The organism is Alphaproteobacteria bacterium, assembly GCA_041396705.1.
Lineage (GTDB): Bacteria > Pseudomonadota > Alphaproteobacteria > CALKHQ01 > CALKHQ01 > CALKHQ01.
The window spans coordinates 68623-84786 of sequence record JAWKYB010000007.1 but is presented as its reverse complement, the minus strand read 5'-3'; the positions used below and the strand labels follow the sequence as shown (position 1 = coordinate 84786).

Sequence of the window (16164 nt, the reverse complement as noted above, 5' to 3'; positions counted from 1 at the left end):
TCCACAAGGGCCGCGGGAACGCCGCGGCCTGGGCGTCTGATACGGCGGACGGTCGCGAACCCTGCGAGGCCGGCTGCGGCTGCCGCCGTCCGGCCGCACGGGGCGCCGCCGATTGTTCGTCCAGTCCGTGGCGGCCGGCAAGGGCCTTCGCAACCCCCCTGGCGCGGCCATCGGCCGACCGGCCTCAGGCGGGGCGTTCCGGCACCGCCGTCGCGAACAGCGCCGCGGTCTCCGCCATCTCCTGTCGCACCCAGGCCTTGAACCGCGCCACCTTGGCCGACTCGCGCTCGTCCCCGGCCGTGACCAGCCAGTAGCCGTGACCGGTGCGCGCCCGCTCGCGGAACGGCGCGACCAGGCAGCCGCGCGCGATGGCGTCGCAGGCCAGCGTCGGCCAGGCCAGCATCAGCCCCTGGCCGGCGATGGCGGCATCCAGGCACAGCGCCGCGTCGGTGAAGGTGTAGCCGCTGTTCATCGGCTGGCCGGCCAGCCCGACCTCGGCCAGCCACAGGTCCCAGCCGAAGCGCGCGTTGGCGTCGATCAGCGCCGGCAGCGACAGCACGCCGCGCGGCGTCTTCATCTTGCCGGCCAGTTCCGGCGTACAGACCGGAAAGACCTCCTGATCCATCAGCCATTCCGCCCGTACCCCGGGCCATCCGCCGCGCCCCAGCCGGATCGCCAGGTCGATGTCGGAGCCGTCGAGCGCCGCCAGCTCGGTCGTCGCCTCGATCCGCACCTGCAGGTCGGGGTTGGCCGCGCGGAAATGCGCCAGCCGCCACACCAGCCACTTGGCGGCCAGCACCGGCGGCACGCTGACGGTCAGCACCGCCTCGGCGCGGATGTCGGCCAGCGCCACCGCCCGCTCCAGCTCGCGGAACCCGGCGGTCAGGCGGGCCAGCACGGTCGACCCGAACGCGGTCGGCACCAGCCCGCGCGGCGTGCGCCGGAACACGGCGCGGCCGAGCTGGGACTCGCTCTTGCCGACCTGCTGACTGACCGCGCCCGGCGAGACGCCGAGTTCGTCCGCCGCCGCCTGCAGCGAACCGAGTCGGCCGGTCGCCTCCAGCGCACGCAGGCCGTTGAGGTGGACGCGCGACAGGGCCTTCACTTCAGTTTTCCTGAACCTGCCAACAGCCAATCTCGCTTGTCGGTACGGCAAAAGAGCCGATATCTCCCGATATCACAGGTTCGGGGATTCGCCGCCATGCAGATTTTCTTGAAGATCTTCGCCCGCGGCCGGTCCAGGCCGCACGGCGGGCGGCGGCGGCACGACGCCTGCCGCTGCTGGTGCAGCGACCCGCTGGCCCACCCGGCACTGCGTGCGATGACGGCCGACCAGTTGGCCGACCTGCCGTTCGATCCGCGGGCGATCGACCCCGGCGACGCATGCGTCTGCGCAACGGCGCCGGCACGGCGACACGACCGCGGGCGTGCGGTTGCGGCCGGCGCGGCGGCACCGGCCGCCTGCTGACCGGGAGATTTGAACGGCGGCGCGCGCCGGCGGGGCGTTCGGTGAGAAGCCCACCGAGGTACGTCAGCGGTCGGTCAGGTCCTCCCAGAACTCCTTGACCTTGCTGAAGAAGCCGGCCGACTGCGGGCTGTGGCTGCGCTTGGCGCCGCCCTCCGCCTCGAACTCGCGCAGCAACTCCTGCTGTCGCGGCGACAGGTTGACCGGCGTTTCGACGTGGATGTCGATGTACATGTCGCCGCGGGCCGACGACCGCATCACCGACATGCCCTTGCCGCGCAGGCGGAAGGTCTGCTGGTTCTGCGTGCCCGGCGGCAGGTTGATCTTGGCGCGGCCGCCATCGATGGTCGGCACCTCGATGGCGCCGCCGAGGGCGGCGTCGACCATGGTGATCGGCACGGTGCAGCTGATGTCGGCGCCCTCGCGCCGGAAAAAGGCGTGCGGGCGCACCGACAGCGAGATGTAGAGATCGCCGCTGGCGGCGCCACGCAGCCCGGCCTCGCCCTCGCCCGACAGGCGGATCTGGGTGCCGTCTTCGACGCCGGCCGGGATGTTGACCGACAGCTGGCGTTCCTTCTGCTGGCGGCCGCTGCCGCTGCAGCCCTTGCATGGCTTCTCGATCACCTGGCCCGCGCCCTGGCACGCCGGGCAGGTGCGCTCCACCGTGAAGAAACCCTGCTGCGCCCGCACCCGGCCGTCGCCGCCGCAGGTCGAGCAGTTCACCGTGGACGAGCCCTTCTCGGCGCCGCTGCCGCCGCAGCTGTCGCACTTCACCGACGACGGCACCCGCAGCGAGGCCTGCTTGCCGGCGAAGGCCTCCTCCAGCGTGATCTCCATGGCATAGCGCAGGTCGGCGCCGCGCCCGGCGCGGCGGCCGCCGCCGGCACCGCGCCCGCCCCTGCGGCCCATGTAGTCGCCGAACAACTCGTCCAACAAGTCGGCGAAACCGGAGCCGAAGTTGAACTCGCCGGAAAAGCCGCGGGCGCCCGCGCCGCCGGCGCCGGGGCCTTCGAAGGCGGCATGGCCGAAGCGGTCGTAGGCGGCGCGCTTCTCGTCGTCCTTGAGGACGTCGTAAGCCTCGTTGACTTCCTTGAACTTCCGCTCCGCCTCCGGGTCGTCCGGGTTGCGGTCGGGATGGAACTTCATCGCCTGCTTGCGATAGGCGGCCTTCAGGTCGGCCGCGCCGGCCCCCTTGGCGACACCCAGGACCTCGTAGTAGTCGCGCTTTGCCATGGCTGCGCCCTCAGCGCCGCGCCCGCCGCGCGGCCGCGTGGCCGGCCCGGCCGCCGCGCACCCGGGCGCCCCGCCGCGGCGGACGGGGCGCATTCAGGTCGCGGGGCCGGACTCCGGCGATGATGGTGGAGGTTCCCGGCATGCAGGCCCGGCCCGGTGCCGTGATTCGCCAGCCGCGATCAGCCGGCCGCGTTCTTCCGGTCGTCGTCGTCGACTTCCTCGAAGTCGGCATCGACGACCTTGTCGTCGCCTTCGGCGCTGCCGCCCTCGGCCGAGGCGGCGGCACCGTCGCCGGCGCCCTCCTCGGTCTTGTACATGGCCTCGCCCAGCTTCATGGCCAGCTGGGCCAGCGCCTGGGTCTTGGCCTCGATCGCAGCCTTGTCGGAGCCTTCCAGCGCCTGGCGCAGGTCGGCCACGCCGGCCTCGATCGCCGCCTTGTCGGCGGCCGGAACCTTGTCGCCATATTCCGCCAGGTTCTTCTCGGTCTGGTGGACCAGCGATTCGGCGTGGTTGCGGGCCTCGACCAGCGACCGCCGCTCCTTGTCCTCCGACGCGTGCGCCTCGGCCTCCTTGACCATGCGGTCGATGTCGGCGTCGGACAGGCCGCCGGAGGCCTGGATGCGGATCTGCTGCTCCTTGCCGGTGCCCTTGTCCTTGGCCGAGACGTTGACGATGCCGTTGGCGTCGATGTCGAAGGTGACCTCGATCTGCGGCATGCCGCGCGGCGCCGGCGGGATGCCGACCAGGTCGAACTGGCCCAACAGCTTGTTGTCCGCCGCCATCTCGCGCTCGCCCTGGAACACGCGGATGGTGACCGCGTTCTGGTTGTCCTCGGCGGTGGAGAAGGTCTGGCTCTTGCGGGTCGGGATCGTGGTGTTGCGGTCGATCAGCCGGGTGAACACGCCGCCCAGCGTCTCGATGCCCAGCGACAGCGGGGTCACGTCCAGCAGCAGCACGTCCTTGACGTCGCCCTGCAGCACGCCGGCCTGGATCGCCGCGCCGATCGCGACCACCTCGTCCGGGTTGACGCCGCGGTGCGGCTCGCGGCCGAAGAACTGCTTCACCGTCTCGATGACCTTGGGCATGCGGGTCATGCCGCCGACCAGGATCACCTCGTCGATCTCGTTCGCCTTCAGCCCGGCATCCTTCAGCGCCGCCTTGCACGGGCCGACGGTGCGCTGGATCAGGTCGTCGACCAGCGCCTCCAGCTTGGCCCGGGTCAGCTTGATGTTCAGGTGCTTCGGGCCGGACTGGTCGGCGGTGATGAACGGCAGGTTGACCTCGGTCTGGTTCGAGGACGACAGCTCGATCTTCGCCTTCTCGGCCGCTTCCTTCAGCCGCTGCAGCGCCAGCGAATCGCCGCGCAGGTCGATGCCCTGCTCCTTTTTGAACTCGTCGGCCAGGTAGTCGATGATGCGCTTGTCGAAGTCCTCGCCGCCGAGGAAGGTGTCGCCGTTGGTCGACTTCACCTCGAACACGCCGTCGCCGATCTCCAGCACCGACACGTCGAAAGTGCCGCCGCCGAGGTCGTAGACCGCGATGGTGCCGCTGTTCTTCTTCTCAAGCCCGTAGGCGAGCGCGGCCGCGGTCGGCTCGTTGATGATGCGCAGCACCTCCAGCCCGGCGATCTTGCCGGCGTCCTTGGTCGCCTGGCGCTGGCTGTCGTTGAAATAGGCCGGCACGGTGATGACCGCCTTGGTCACCTCCTCGCCGAGATAGGCCTCGGCGGTCTCCTTCATCTTCTGCAGGATGAAGGCGCTGATCTGGCTGGGGCTGTAGGTCTTGTCGGCGGCACGCACCCAGGCGTCGCCATTGTCGGCCTTGACGATCTCGTAGGGGACGATGTCGCGGTCCTTCTCGATCACCGGGTCGGTATAGCGCCGGCCGATCAGCCGCTTGATCGCATAGAGCGTCGACTTCGGGTTGGTCACCGCCTGGCGCTTGGCCGGCTGGCCGACCAGCCGCTCGCCGGAATTCGAGAATGCCACCATCGAGGGGGTCGTGCGCGCGCCCTCGGAATTCTCGATCACCTTGGCATCCTTGCCGTCCATCACGGCGACGCAGCTGTTCGTCGTGCCGAGGTCGATGCCGATCACTTTGCTCATGGTCACACCCCTTTGCGGCAGGCTCTGCTACGGCCCGTTCGACGGCGCCGTTCGAGGCCCCCATGTGGTTGTCGCGCGCGGCCGCGCGCAGTGGACGAAAGTGCCGGCAAGCGGGCGCGGTTCGCCCTTTTCGCGCCGGCATTGGCTCGTATATAGGGTCCGACTCCGACAGCCGCAACCGCCGTGCACCGAATCGGCGCGGCAGCCGAACCGCCGATATGCGCATGCGAAACGCCTTCACGCTGCTGCTGGCCGCGCTCACCGCCGGCCTGGCCTATGTCGCTACGACGCGCTCGGTGCGCTGGCCGGCACGACCGGCTGGGCCGTGCGCTCGGCTGTGCCGCGGCACCCTGGATCGTCGGCCTGATCGTTGCCGGCGTCGCCCTCGCCATCGCGCGGTCGCGCCGCCGGCCGGCGCATTTCCGCACCGTGGTCGAGAGCGTGGCCCTCATCGTGCTGCTGGTCCCTGTTCGCGATCCGCATTGTTCAGTCGCGGACCCTAAGGGCGGCTACGCTCGGCAGATCGGCGGCCGCGGCACGCTGCTCCTGGCGGCTCCAGCGGCAGAGACATAGAGCGTCCTGCTCGATATCGCCCTTGGCATCGTGCTGACCGGCGCATTCGTCGTCGCCCGCCAGCGCGCGACAGGCCGGCCGGCACGGCGTCGGCGGCATTGAAACCGGCGGCCGGCAGGGCTACCGCTCCCTCCGCCGCAGACACCCTTCAGGGCAGGCCGCGAGGCCAGGGCCCCGGTCAGAGCGTTCGTCCGGGCAGGGCCAAAGGCGTTGACCGATTGGAAAAAGCACAGCCTATGCGCCATGGGAAACCTGCGCCGGTTGCGAAGATGCCGAAATCGCGAGACAGTATACCGCCGCCAACCGGGCGGCCTGGAACAGGCGGCACCGCACTTCCACGCCGCGCACAACAACGCGCGTCTGCTCGACGCGTTCGCGCATCCCGGTCGCGTCACCTTCACACGGGATATCCTCGAGGCGCTGAGGCGGGTCGGCGTCGAAGGCAAGGCCGTCATCCAGCTCGCCTGCAACAACGGGCGCGAGACCGTGTCGTTGCGCAACATGGGGGCGGCGCGCTGTGTCGGCGTCGATGCCGCCGAGGAATTCCTGGCGCACGGCAGGCAGTTCGCCGAAGCGGCCGGGGTCGCGGACGACGTCGAGTTCGTCTGCGCCGACATCTACGATCTGCCCGCCGCACTCGACGGCTGCTTCGATATCGTGCTGACCACGATCGGCGTGGTCGGCTGGATGCCGGATATCGACGCCTTCTTCGGGGTCATTCGTCGCCTGCTGAAGCCGGGCGGCCGTCTGGTCATGGAGGAAATGCACCCGGTCCTGCTGATGTACGAGCCGAATCCCGCGACCGGCGTCTCGACGGTCGCCTATTCGTACTTCGCCCGGCAGATCTGGGAAGAGACCGGCGGCCTGGACTACTACGGCGGCACCGCCTACGCCGCGAAGCCCTGCTTCAGCTTCATGCATCGGCTCGACGAGATCCTGATGGCGGGACTCGGCAACGGCCTCCGCCTGGAAAGCTTCAAGGAGCTCGACTACGACATCTCGATGTTCTGCAGCGACCTGGAGCGCAGCCCGACCAAGCCGCCGCTCGGTTTCGTCATGGTCATGGAGAATGCGGGCGGCTGAGCCGGGCGGCGACGTTCATGCCGTCGCCATCGATGTGGCCGTCGTCGTCGACGATGACGTCGCCGACATTGATCCCGACTCGCAGCCGGATCGCCGGGTCTACGGCCACGTCGCGGTAGCGCTGCTCAGGCCCGCGCTGGACATCGCGCGCATAGGCGACTGCATCCACCGCGCTGGGAAACTCGATCAGCAGCCCGTCGCCGGAGGTCTCGACCGGCCGGCCGCCAAGATCCACGACCTTCGGGTCGATCGGCTCGGCGCGCAGCGCCCTCTGCCGCGCCAGCGTGCCCGCCTCGTCGCGGCCCATCATGCCGGAACAGCCGACCACGTCGGCGCCGACGATCGCCCCAAGCCGACGCTGGACGCGTGCCTCTGACATGGAGCCCTCTGCAGAGGCGCGGACGGGACCGCGTTCCTATGAATGCCCGGCGGCACCGTCTACCCGGGGCGACGGCGGCCCGCCCGACGGGGGCACGGGCCGCGCGCAGTGGTCGCCACGCAGCGAGAAGCGCTGCAGGAACTCGTTGACGTTGCGCGCAGCGCCACGTCGCGGCTGAGCCAAGCTGGCGCACAGCCGCACGCCGGCGTCCGGGAACGCCACCAACGACGGGGTCGTGAGCGGGCCCTCCGAATTCTCGATCACCATGGCGGAATTGCCGCGCCCCCAAGTGGTTGTCGCACGTCGTGGCCGGTGATGCGAAGGCCGATGCGCCGTGGGCGAGCGTGACCGGCGCTCCGCGCCTTGCGGTTCATTCGACTTGCACGTGCAGCCCGCAAGAGCCCGGCCCGCTTCGCGGGACCCGACTGCACCCGTTCGTGCGCATGGCAACGAGGCTGCCAGCCGGACCCGCCGGCGCCTCACAGTTCACGCGGCCGCAATGCTGGCGGGGCCGCAAGGAAGCGGACCGGCAAGGGCTCGGTGGCGAAGCCCGAATCCAAGGCGTCATACTGGAAAGACGCGAAGCTATCGCTCGCGGCGTCGTATTGCGGTGGAGCGTACAGCGTACACAGCAGCTCGCCGGCTTCGTCATAGACATCCGCCAGGAAATCCATCTGTTCGGCGATCCGGTCCTCCAGGGCGGCTGGGCCGTCCACGGTGACATTCTCGAAACCGGCGCGTGCCGGCGCGCAGAAGCCGATGTCCGTAACCCGCTGTGCTACGGTCCCTTCGACGAAGGCTGTCATGCCATGCCAGGACATCACCACCTGCGTCGTCGCGGTGAGCGCGCCGGGCGATTCTGCGGACAGTTGCTCGAGCCGGCCGCAGCTGCCGTCGACTGCCGGGTCGACACAGACCCACGGGTGCGTTTCCAGGATGGACAGAATCGCGCCAACGTCGGCGACCGTTTCGGGGCGGCTGCCGCCATAGATGTCGTGGCGCAGATCGTCCGCCGTCGGCCCGACCGCGATGTCACGCTTCAATGAATCCGGGCTCGGCCCGTATGCCCACATTACCGCGCCGACGGCAGCGACCAGGGCAAGCCTGGTGCCCCACCTGGTCCGTGCCGGTTCGATCCCCAGCAAGACGTGCCTCCTCCGGCCGCGCCGGCCCGATATCTTGCCTGGCGGACTCGCTTGTTGCTCTTCGCCGTTGTCGGTCGCGCCGGCTGCGGGCTTGGTTCAACGCGCAGTCTGGTCAGCCGGTCGGTTCGTCGGGCCGATGCGTCGGCGCGTCTCCGGCCGCAGCGCTACGGCGCCTTCGCCACCACCACCATCGCCGGACGCAGCAGCCGGTCGTTGAGCAGATAGCCGGTCTGGAACACCTGGGCGACGTGGCCGGCCGGATGCTCGGCGCTCGGCTGCTCCATCACCGCCTCGTGCAGGTTGCTGTCGAACGGCTGGCCCAGCGCGTCGATGGCGCTGACGCCGTTGCGCTCCAGCACCGCCGCTAGCTCGCGGTCGACCGCGGACACGCCCTCGGCCAGCGTGCGCATCAGGTCGTCGTCGTCCGCGCCGTGGGTCGGGATCGCCTGCAGCGCGCGCTGCAGGTTGTCGGCCACGCTGAGCAGGTCCTTGGCGAACTTGGAGATGGCGAACTTGCCCGCGTCCTCCCTCTCGCGCGCGGTGCGCCGGCGCAGGTTCTCCATGTCGGCCAACGTGCGCAGCATCTGTTCGCGCAGGTCCCTGTTCTCCGCCGCCAGCGCGGCCAGCGCCTCGGCATCGGCGGCGCCCTCGGGTGCGGCGCCGGCGTCGGCCGCCGGCTCCGTCGCGCCCTGGGCGCGGGCATAGGCGGCCGCGGCCTGGCCCGGCTCCACCGGCGCCGGCTCGCCGTCCTGCTGCGGCGCGGCGGTGTCTTCGGGGGTCGGGTCGGGCCTGTCCTGTCCGGTCATGGTCGCTTCGATCCTGTATCGTTGGCCCCGGCGCCCGCAGGCCTGCTGGCGCGGTGCGGGGCGGCGTGGGTCGGCTGTGGCTAGCGGTCGACGTCCTGCATGGCGGCCCCGCCCGGCATCAGCCGGCCGATGACCTGGGCGGTGTAGTCGACCACCGGAATGATGCGGGCATAGTTCAGGCGGGTCGGGCCGATCACGCCGATGGCGCCGACCACCTGGGCCCGGCTGTTGCGGAACGGCGCGATGATCAGCGAGCAGCCGGCGTGGCTGAACAGCTCGTTCTCCGCGCCGATGAAGATGCGCACGCCCTCGGCGTCGCCGGTCTGGCGCAGCACCTCCAGGATCGTGCGCTTGCGCTCCAGCGCGTCGAACAGCCGGCGGATGCGCTGCAGGTCGTCGAGCGCGGTGACGTCCTCCAGCAGGTTGGCCTGGCCGCGCACGATCAGCAGCCCGTCGTCGCTGCCGTCGTCGGTCCAGCAGGCCAGGCCCGCCGCCACCACCTTGGCGCTCAGCGCGTCGAGCTCGGCCCGGTCGCTGGTCAGCTCGGCCTCGATGTCGTTCAGCGCCTCGCCCAGGGTGCGCCCGCCCAGCCGGGCATTGAGGTAGTTGGTCGCCTCGACCAGCGCCGACAGCGGCAGGCCCTGCGGCAGGTCGATGACCCGGTTCTCCACCTGGCCGTTCTCGTGCACGATGATCACCAGCGCGCGACCGGGGCCGAGGCTGACGAACTCGATATGCTTCAGCGGGCTTTCCTGCTTCGGCGCCATCACCAGCCCGGCACAGGCGGCCAGCCCCGACAGCATCTGCGAGGCATCCTCCAACGCCGACTGCAGCGAGCGGTTCTCGCCGCCGAAGCTGGCCTCGATGCTGGCCCGCTCCTGGTCGCCGAGCTGGCCGACCTGCAGGATGCCGTCGACGAACAGGCGCAGCCCCGCCTCGGTCGGCAGCCGCCCTGCCGAGGTGTGCGGCGCATAGAGCAGCCCGGCCTCCTCGAGGTCGGCCATCACGTTGCGGATGGTCGCCGGCGACAGCCGCATGCCCATCGAGCGCGAGATGGTGCGCGAGCCGATCGGCGCGCCGGTCTCGACATAGGCGTCCACGATGTGGCGCAGGATGTCGCGCGACCGGCTGTCGATCGCGTCGAAGCCGGACCGTCCGATCCCGCCGCTGCACCGTTCGTCCGGCCTGTCCATGGTCCGTTCTGCCGCCCCCGGTTGACTGCAGGCTATGTAGGCAAGCGGCGGAGGTGCGTCAACGCCGCGCCCCGGGCGGCTTTTTCCGGAAGCGCCGCCCGGCGCGGTAGACGCCCGCCGGGCGGCGGGGTAGCGTGCCGCCGACCGAACAGCAAAGCGGGGGAACGGTGGCAGAGGCGGCCCAATGACCAGCAAGCGCCCGTCGGGCCGCGAAGCCGGCGCGCTGCGCCGCATCGTGCTCGAGCCGAATGTGTCGAAGCACGCCGAGGGCTCGTGCATGGCGCGCTTCGGCGACACCCATGTGCTGTGCACCGCCTCGACCGAGGAGCGGGTGCCGCCGTTCCTGCGCAACAGCGGCCAGGGTTGGGTGACCGCCGAGTACGGCATGCTGCCGCGCGCGACCAACACCCGCACCGACCGCGAGGCTTCGCGCGGCAAGCAGGGCGGCCGCACGCTCGAGATCCAGCGGCTGATCGGCCGCAGCCTGCGTTCGGTCACCGAGCTCAACCGCATGGGCGAGCGGCAGATCAAGATCGACTGCGACGTGATCCAGGCCGATGGCGGCACCCGCACCGCCGCCATCACCGGCGGCTTCGTCGCGCTGGCGCTGGCCTTCCAGAAGCTGGTCGAGGCCAGGGCGCTTGACCGCATCCCGATCAGCGACCATGTGGCGGCGATCTCCTGCGGCCTGGTCGGCGGTGAGGTGGTGCTGGACCTGGACTATGCCGAGGACTCGACCGCGGACGCCGACGCCAATTTCGTGCTGACCGCCGGCGGGCTGATCGTCGAGGTGCAGGGCACCGCCGAATCCGCGCCGTTCCCGCGCCAGGTGCTGTCGACCATGCTGTCGATGGCGGAAGGCGCGGTCGGCAAGCTGGTGGTGCTGCAGCGCGCCGCGCTCGGCGGGCTGGTCATCGGCGGCTAGGCGGACCCGCCCGCCGCCGACACGATTTCGACGTCGAAACGATCCCCGCCGATCCGGTTTCGATTGCGAAACGATCGAGCCGGTCCGGCAGAAGGTTTGTTGCAGATGCGAAACGTCCTCGAAGTCCTGCGCGACGGTCTGGTGCTGGCCACCCACAACGCCGGCAAGCTGGTCGAGATGCGCGACCTGGTCGCGCCGCTCGGCGTGCCGGTGACCAGCGCCGGCGAGCGCGGCCTGCCGGAGCCGGAGGAGACCGGCGACAGCTTTGTCGCCAACGCCCGGCTGAAGGCCGAGGCGGCCCGCGACGCCACCGGGCTGGCCGCCGTCGGCGACGATTCCGGCCTGGTGGTGCCGGCGATCGGCGGCGCGCCGGGCATCCATTCCGCCCGCTGGGCCGGGCCGGCGCGCGACTTCGCCATGGCGATGGACCGGCTCAACCGCGCGGTCTGCGCCGCCGGGCCGGCGCGCGACGCCTATTTCATCTCGGTCGTGGTGCTGGCGCTGCCCGACGGGCGCGAGCAGGTGTTCGAGGGCCGGGTCGACGGCACGCTGGTATGGCCGCCGCGCGGCGACGGCGGATTCGGCTACGACCCGATGTTCGTGCCGGAGGGCGAGGATCCCGCCGCCGGCCGCAGCTTCGCCGAGATGCCCTTCGCCGCCAAGCAGGCGATCAGCCACCGCGGCCGCGCCATCCGCGCCTTCCTGGCCGCGGTGTCGGACGCCTGAGCCGATGCGCGGCGCCGCGGCGCCCCGGCCGGACCTGTTGGCCGAGCCGCTCGGCATCTATGTCCACTGGCCGTTCTGCGTCGCCAAATGCCCCTATTGCGACTTCAACAGCCACGTCCGAGACCGTATCGACACCGAAACGTTCGTCGCGGCGCTGTTGCGCGAGCTGGATCGTTACGCTGACGAAACGGCAGGGCGCAGGGTCACCAGCCTGTTCTTCGGCGGCGGCACGCCGTCGCTGCTGCCGGAAGCCGCGGTGGCGCGGATCGTCGACCGCGTCGCCGCACGCTGGCCGGTGGCGCAAGGCCTTGAAATCACGCTGGAAGCCAACCCGAACTCGGTCGAGGCCGGGCGCTTCGCCGGCTATCGCGCCGCCGGCGTCAACCGCGTCTCGATCGGCGTGCAGGCGCTGGACGACGCCGCGCTCGCCTTCCTCGGCCGGCGCCACGACGCCGCCGAGGCCCGGGCCGCCCTTGCGATCGCCGCGCGCACCTTCGATCGTTTCAGCTTCGATCTGATCTATGCCCGGCCCGGCCAGACCGTGGCGGCGTGGCGGCGCGAGTTGGGCGAGGCGCTGGCGCTGGCCGGCGACCACCTCTCGGTCTACCAGCTGACCATCGAGCCGGGCACAGCCTTCGCCCGCGCGTTCGCGCAGGGCCGGCTGGCCATACCGGACGAGGCCGCCGGCGAGGCGCTGTACGACGCCACGCTGGAGGCGCTGGCGGCGGCCGGCCTGCCGGCCTACGAGATCTCCAACCACGCCCGGCCGGGGGCGGAATGCCGGCACAACCTGACCTACTGGCGCTACGACGCCTATGTCGGCGTCGGCCCCGGCGCCCACGGCCGTCTGCCGGCGCCGCCCGGCGGGGACGCCGCCCGCATCGCCACCGAGGCGATCCGCGCGCCGGAGGCCTGGGCCGACGCGGTCGCCGGCCAGGGCCATGGCGAGCGGCTGCGCGACCCGGTCGCGCCGGATGCGGCGGCGGAGGAGGCGGCGATGATGGGGCTGAGGCTGACCGCCGGGATCGACAAGGCCCGCTTCGCGGCCAATACCGGCCGGACGCTGGCCGACGCACTGCCGGCCGACCGCATCGCGCGGCTGGTCGCGTCCGGCGACCTCGTCGACGACGACACCGCGCTGCGCGCCACCGCCCAGGGCGCCAAGCGGCTGAACGCGGTGCTCGCCTATCTGGTCGGCTAGATCAACCGCCGATCGGAGAAATGTTTATCGGTCATGATAGCTTAGAGCAGCCAGTCTGCGTCCTTGAGGACACAGGATGCGCAGCGGCGGCCGCTACGGCGCCAGGTTGCGCTGCCAGGCGGGCAGCAGCCGCGGGTGGCTGTCGGCGCGCAGCGCGATGGCGTGCAGCCGCGGCGCCTCGGCCGCGAACCAGTCACGCCCCGGCCGCCACCGCGTCATGCAGCAGACGAAGATGTCGAGCGCAGACAGCCCCTCGCCGAGGAACCAGGGGGTGCCGGCGGCGGCGTCGACGATGCGGAACATCCGCTGCAGATGGGCGTCGGTCGCCGCGCGGAAGGCCGGGCGCGCCGCCTCGTCGGCGACGAAGCGGGCCGGATCGTCGCCGTAGAAATAGGCCGGATACAGCGTCGCGACCAGGAAGGTCAGCCAGCGCAGGAAGGCGGCGCGCTCCGCCGCCTGCGGGCCCGGCACCAGGTCGTCGCTGCCGGCCAGGTCGGCCAGATGCAGCGTCATCGCCGCCGATTCCGTCATGACGACGCCGGAATCCAGCACCAGGATCGGGATCTGGCCGACCGGGTTGAGCGGCAGGATCTGCGCCCGCGCCTCCGGCGCGGCCAGCAGGTCGCCGACCGGCACGAAGTCATAGGCCATGCCGTACCAGTCGAGCTGGGGCTCGATCAGCATCGAGCCCCAGAGCTTGCGGCCGTAGAGCTGCATGCGCCGCGCCGGCGACCGGTCAGAAGCCGACGAAGCTGGTCGGCGCCGGGTCGATCACCACGAAGCCGCCATTGGCGACCTGCAGCACCGCCAGCGCATGGTCGGCAACGGAGTCGGCGCCGAAGCGATAGGCGCCGTAGACGCCGCCGAAGCCGTTCTGGTTGGCGATCGCCGCGCCGGAGAAATTGTTGGCGCGGCCCAGCTCCGCCGCCATCGCTGCCGCGTCGTAGGCCAGGCCGGCGACCAGCGACGGCGCCGTGCCATAGGCGCTCTGGTACTTGGCGAAAGAAGGCGTCGCGCAGGGTCTGGTCGACGCGTGGCGAACAGCCCGCCGTTGGTCGACGGGTCGGTCAGCGTGTTCGCGTCCAGCCACTGGCCGGTGCCCAGCACCCGCCGGCCGCGGTCGACGTTGTAGTAGGCGACGAACGGCATCACCCGGGCCAGGCTGGCCCCGCCGTCCGGGCACGAACAGCGTGTCGAAGCCGCCGGACTGCAGCGACTGCACCGCCGGGGTATGATCGGAATCGGTCGGGTTGTAGACCTGGATCGGCCCGACCGCGAGGCCGACGCGCGGCGCGATCGCCTGCAGCGCGTTGGCCGCGACCGAGCCATAGGCGGTCTGCGGCACCAGCGCGGCGATGACCGACGAGCCCTGGCGCGCGGCATAGCTGAGGATCCGCTCCACCTCGCCCTCCGGCGTCAGGCCCAGCACGAAGGCGTTCGGGCCGGCGACGGTGGCGTCGGTGGTGAAGGCGACGACGTTGATGCCCGCCTGCGCGGCGATCGGCGCGACCGCGGCGACGTTCTGCGAGCGCAGCGGCCCGATGATGATGTCGGCCCGTTCCAGGATCGCCTGCTGTGCGGCCGCCGCCGCGCCGGTCGGCGTGCCCTGGGTGTCCTTGGCGATCAGCACGAAGTTCTGGCCGCCGCGCTCCACCGCCGCCATCTGGGCGGCGTTGACCAGCTGCTGGCCGATGGCGGCGTCGGCGCCGGTCAGCGGCGCCAGGATCGCCACCGTGGTGACGCCGTCGCCGAACGCGTCCGGGGTGGCCAGCGCGGTCGGCGCGCCGATGGCGGGCAGGGGACCGGTCGGGCCGGCGGGGCCGCCGGTCTGCTGGCGCGAGCCCTGGCACGCGGCCAGCGCGGCCAGCCCGAGCCCAAGCGCCGTCCAGCGCGCGAGACGCGCAAGTGCCTCTGTCACCGTCCGTCCGCTGGCCATCGCCGTCATTGCGCGCTCTCCTTCGCTGTACCGGTCACGCAGGGGGTCGTGCGTGGGGGGATCATGCTAATATCACGCTCATGTCGCCGCGCGAATCGTCTGTTTCAGCCGCTCCCGGCCGTCGGGGCCGAGCCTATCGGCGCCATGCCGGGAAGTAAACGCCGCACCCCGCCGCCGGATCCCGCCGCCGGGCCCGGCGATGCGGCCGCCGGCCGGGCGCCGCGCCGCCTTCCCGAGCCCGGCCTGCACCTGGTCGCGACGCCGATCGGCGACCTGGGCGACATCACCCTGCGCGCGCTCGACACCCTGCGCCATGCCGACCTGATCGCCTGCGAGGACACCCGCGTCACCGCCGTGCTGCTGCGCCACTACGCCATCGCCACCCCGACCGCCCCTTATCACGAGCACAATGCGGCGAAAGTCAGGCCGCGGCTGCTGCAGCGCCTCGCCGCCGGTGAAACGCTGGCGCTGGTCTCCGACGCCGGCACCCCGCTGATCTCCGACCCCGGCTACCGGCTGGTGGTCGAGGCGCGCGAGCGCGGCATCCCGGTCCACTGCGCGCCGGGCCCGTCGGCGGTGATGGCGGCGCTGAGCCTGGCCGGGCTGCCCACCGACGCCTTCACCTTCGCCGGCTTCCTGCCGGCCAAGGCGTCGGGCCGCGCCGCGCTGCTCGACCGGCTGGCGGCCGCACCCGGCAGCCTGGTGCTGAGGCCGCGCGCCGGCTGCCGGACACGCTCGCCCTGCTGGCCGCCCGGCTGGGCGACCGGCCGGCCGCGATCTACCCGCGAAGCTGACCAAGCTGCACGAGGAGGTGCGCAGCGGCGGGCTGGCCGCGCTGGCCGCCCACTATGCGCGAGGCCGGGCCGCCGCGCGGCGAGGTGGTGCTGGTGATCGGCCCGGCGCCGGCCGCGGCGAGCCGACGACACCGCCGTCGACCGCGCCTCGACGACGCGCTTGCCACCATGAGCGTGCGCGATGCCGCCGACGCGGTCGCCGCGCGCGCGGCCTGCCGCGGCGCCGGGTCTACGGCCGGGCGCTGGCCCGCCGCTTCGCCGGCGCCGGCACGGCGCGATGACCATGGCGGGCGCGGACCGGCAGCTGCGCCAGGCCGCCCGCCGCCGCGGCCTGCGCGCCGAGCGGCTGGCCGCCTGGTGGCTGCGGCTGAAGGGCTATGCCATCGTCGCCGCCGACGTGCGCACCCCCGCCGGCCAAAGATCGACCTGGTCGCCGCGCCGCGGCGGCGTGCGGCCGTGGTCGAGGTCAAGCAGCGCGGCGACGCCGACGGCGCGCTGACGGCGGTGACCTGCGCCAGCGAGCCGGCTGGCGGCCGCGGCGCCTTTCTCGGCCGCCGGGCCGACCTCGCCGCTCGCGGTCAGTTCGACGTCGTCGCCATC

16 protein-coding genes are annotated in these 16164 nt (G+C 71.8%); 7 read left to right on the top strand and 9 right to left on the bottom strand.

Going from position 1 to position 16164, the window contains the following annotated elements:
* Nucleotides 1–184: 184 nt before the first annotated feature.
* Nucleotides 185–1105 carry a LysR substrate-binding domain-containing protein gene (locus tag R3F55_11485; protein MEZ5668033.1) on the bottom strand — a complete coding sequence of 307 codons (921 nt, stop codon included), beginning with the start codon at nucleotides 1103–1105 and terminating at the stop codon, nucleotides 185–187.
* A 96-nt stretch (nucleotides 1106–1201) separates the two neighbouring features.
* On the opposite strand from R3F55_11485, the gene R3F55_11480 reads away from it, so the two are divergent.
* Nucleotides 1202–1468 (top strand): hypothetical protein, encoded by a 267-nt coding sequence (locus tag R3F55_11480; protein ID MEZ5668032.1) that lies wholly within the window; start codon nucleotides 1202–1204, stop codon nucleotides 1466–1468.
* A gap of 63 nt (nucleotides 1469–1531) precedes the next feature.
* On the opposite strand, the gene dnaJ is transcribed toward R3F55_11480, so the two are convergent.
* Nucleotides 1532–2698 carry a molecular chaperone DnaJ gene (gene dnaJ / locus R3F55_11475; GenBank protein ID MEZ5668031.1) on the bottom strand — a complete coding sequence of 389 codons (1167 nt, stop codon included), beginning with the start codon at nucleotides 2696–2698 and terminating at the stop codon, nucleotides 1532–1534.
* 179 nt (nucleotides 2699–2877) lie between these two features.
* Entirely contained in the window at nucleotides 2878–4803 is a 1926-nt protein-coding gene (dnaK, locus tag R3F55_11470) for a molecular chaperone DnaK (GenBank protein ID MEZ5668030.1), read from the bottom strand.
* 834 nt (nucleotides 4804–5637) lie between these two features.
* On the opposite strand from dnaK, the gene R3F55_11465 reads away from it, so the two are divergent.
* Nucleotides 5638–6459, top strand: coding sequence for a class I SAM-dependent methyltransferase (locus R3F55_11465; protein MEZ5668029.1), 822 nt, complete (start codon nucleotides 5638–5640; stop codon nucleotides 6457–6459).
* On the opposite strand, the gene R3F55_11460 is transcribed toward R3F55_11465, so the two are convergent.
* The 4 genes from R3F55_11460 to hrcA all read right to left on the bottom strand — a co-directional run bounded on the left by R3F55_11460 (nucleotide 6437) and on the right by hrcA (nucleotide 9982).
* A complete protein-coding gene (locus R3F55_11460; protein MEZ5668028.1) occupies nucleotides 6437–6838 on the bottom strand; it encodes an adenylate/guanylate cyclase domain-containing protein in 402 nt (133 codons plus the stop codon). The genes R3F55_11465 and R3F55_11460 overlap by 23 nt on opposite strands.
* Before the next feature lie 479 nt (nucleotides 6839–7317).
* Nucleotides 7318–7983, bottom strand: a complete 666-nt coding sequence (locus tag R3F55_11455) for a hypothetical protein (protein MEZ5668027.1) — start codon at nucleotides 7981–7983, stop codon at nucleotides 7318–7320.
* Between the two features lie 164 nt (nucleotides 7984–8147).
* A complete protein-coding gene (grpE, locus tag R3F55_11450; GenBank protein ID MEZ5668026.1) occupies nucleotides 8148–8789 on the bottom strand; it encodes a nucleotide exchange factor GrpE in 642 nt (213 codons plus the stop codon).
* An 80-nt stretch (nucleotides 8790–8869) separates the two neighbouring features.
* Nucleotides 8870–9982: a heat-inducible transcriptional repressor HrcA gene (gene hrcA / locus R3F55_11445; protein MEZ5668025.1), complete on the bottom strand. Its 1113-nt coding sequence runs from the start codon at nucleotides 9980–9982 to the stop codon at nucleotides 8870–8872.
* A 184-nt stretch (nucleotides 9983–10166) separates the two neighbouring features.
* Between hrcA and rph the strand changes: the two genes are divergently transcribed.
* The 3 genes from rph (at nucleotide 10167) to hemW (ending at nucleotide 12834) form a co-directional block, all read left to right on the top strand.
* A complete protein-coding gene (rph, locus tag R3F55_11440; GenBank protein ID MEZ5668024.1) occupies nucleotides 10167–10907 on the top strand; it encodes a ribonuclease PH in 741 nt (246 codons plus the stop codon).
* A gap of 105 nt (nucleotides 10908–11012) precedes the next feature.
* Nucleotides 11013–11633 carry a non-canonical purine NTP pyrophosphatase gene (locus R3F55_11435; protein MEZ5668023.1) on the top strand — a complete coding sequence of 207 codons (621 nt, stop codon included), beginning with the start codon at nucleotides 11013–11015 and terminating at the stop codon, nucleotides 11631–11633.
* Between the two features lie 4 nt (nucleotides 11634–11637).
* Nucleotides 11638–12834 carry a radical SAM family heme chaperone HemW gene (gene hemW / locus R3F55_11430; protein MEZ5668022.1) on the top strand — a complete coding sequence of 399 codons (1197 nt, stop codon included), beginning with the start codon at nucleotides 11638–11640 and terminating at the stop codon, nucleotides 12832–12834.
* Nucleotides 12835–12927: 93 nt separating this feature from the next.
* Here hemW and R3F55_11425 read toward each other — a convergent pair whose 3' ends face one another.
* On the bottom strand, nucleotides 12928–13551 hold the full coding sequence (locus R3F55_11425) for a glutathione S-transferase family protein (GenBank protein ID MEZ5668021.1): 624 nt from the start codon (nucleotides 13549–13551) through the stop codon (nucleotides 12928–12930).
* 19 nt (nucleotides 13552–13570) lie between these two features.
* Nucleotides 13571–14779, bottom strand: a complete 1209-nt coding sequence (locus tag R3F55_11420) for a penicillin-binding protein activator (GenBank protein ID MEZ5668020.1) — start codon at nucleotides 14777–14779, stop codon at nucleotides 13571–13573.
* Nucleotides 14780–14914: 135 nt separating this feature from the next.
* On the opposite strand from R3F55_11420, the gene rsmI reads away from it, so the two are divergent.
* The gene (rsmI, locus tag R3F55_11415; protein MEZ5668019.1) at nucleotides 14915–15661 is read left to right on the top strand and encodes a 16S rRNA (cytidine(1402)-2'-O)-methyltransferase; all 747 of its coding nucleotides are present in this window, start codon (nucleotides 14915–14917) and stop codon (nucleotides 15659–15661) included.
* A gap of 180 nt (nucleotides 15662–15841) precedes the next feature.
* Entirely contained in the window at nucleotides 15842–16063 is a 222-nt protein-coding gene (locus R3F55_11410; GenBank protein ID MEZ5668018.1) for a hypothetical protein, read from the top strand.
* Nucleotides 16064–16164: the final 101 nt, after the last annotated feature.

What these genes read in the sequence shown, in the direction of transcription:
- R3F55_11480 (MEZ5668032.1), top strand. Translation starts at nt 1,202, where the DNA reads ATGCAGATTTTCTTGAAGATCTTCGCCCGCGGCCGGTCCAGGCCGCAC.
- dnaJ (MEZ5668031.1), bottom strand. Translation starts at nt 2,698, where the DNA reads ATGGCAAAGCGCGACTACTACGAGGTCCTGGGTGTCGCCAAGGGGGCC.
- dnaK (MEZ5668030.1), bottom strand. Translation starts at nt 4,803, where the DNA reads ATGAGCAAAGTGATCGGCATCGACCTCGGCACGACGAACAGCTGCGTC.
- R3F55_11460 (MEZ5668028.1), bottom strand. Translation starts at nt 6,838, where the DNA reads ATGTCAGAGGCACGCGTCCAGCGTCGGCTTGGGGCGATCGTCGGCGCC.
- grpE (MEZ5668026.1), bottom strand. Translation starts at nt 8,789, where the DNA reads ATGACCGGACAGGACAGGCCCGACCCGACCCCCGAAGACACCGCCGCG.
- hrcA (MEZ5668025.1), bottom strand. Translation starts at nt 9,982, where the DNA reads ATGGACAGGCCGGACGAACGGTGCAGCGGCGGGATCGGACGGTCCGGC.
- rph (MEZ5668024.1), top strand. Translation starts at nt 10,167, where the DNA reads ATGACCAGCAAGCGCCCGTCGGGCCGCGAAGCCGGCGCGCTGCGCCGC.
- R3F55_11435 (MEZ5668023.1), top strand. Translation starts at nt 11,013, where the DNA reads ATGCGAAACGTCCTCGAAGTCCTGCGCGACGGTCTGGTGCTGGCCACC.
- hemW (MEZ5668022.1), top strand. Translation starts at nt 11,638, where the DNA reads ATGCGCGGCGCCGCGGCGCCCCGGCCGGACCTGTTGGCCGAGCCGCTC.
- R3F55_11425 (MEZ5668021.1), bottom strand. Translation starts at nt 13,551, where the DNA reads ATGCAGCTCTACGGCCGCAAGCTCTGGGGCTCGATGCTGATCGAGCCC.
- R3F55_11420 (MEZ5668020.1), bottom strand. Translation starts at nt 14,779, where the DNA reads ATGACGGCGATGGCCAGCGGACGGACGGTGACAGAGGCACTTGCGCGT.
- rsmI (MEZ5668019.1), top strand. Translation starts at nt 14,915, where the DNA reads ATGCCGGGAAGTAAACGCCGCACCCCGCCGCCGGATCCCGCCGCCGGG.
- R3F55_11410 (MEZ5668018.1), top strand. Translation starts at nt 15,842, where the DNA reads ATGACCATGGCGGGCGCGGACCGGCAGCTGCGCCAGGCCGCCCGCCGC.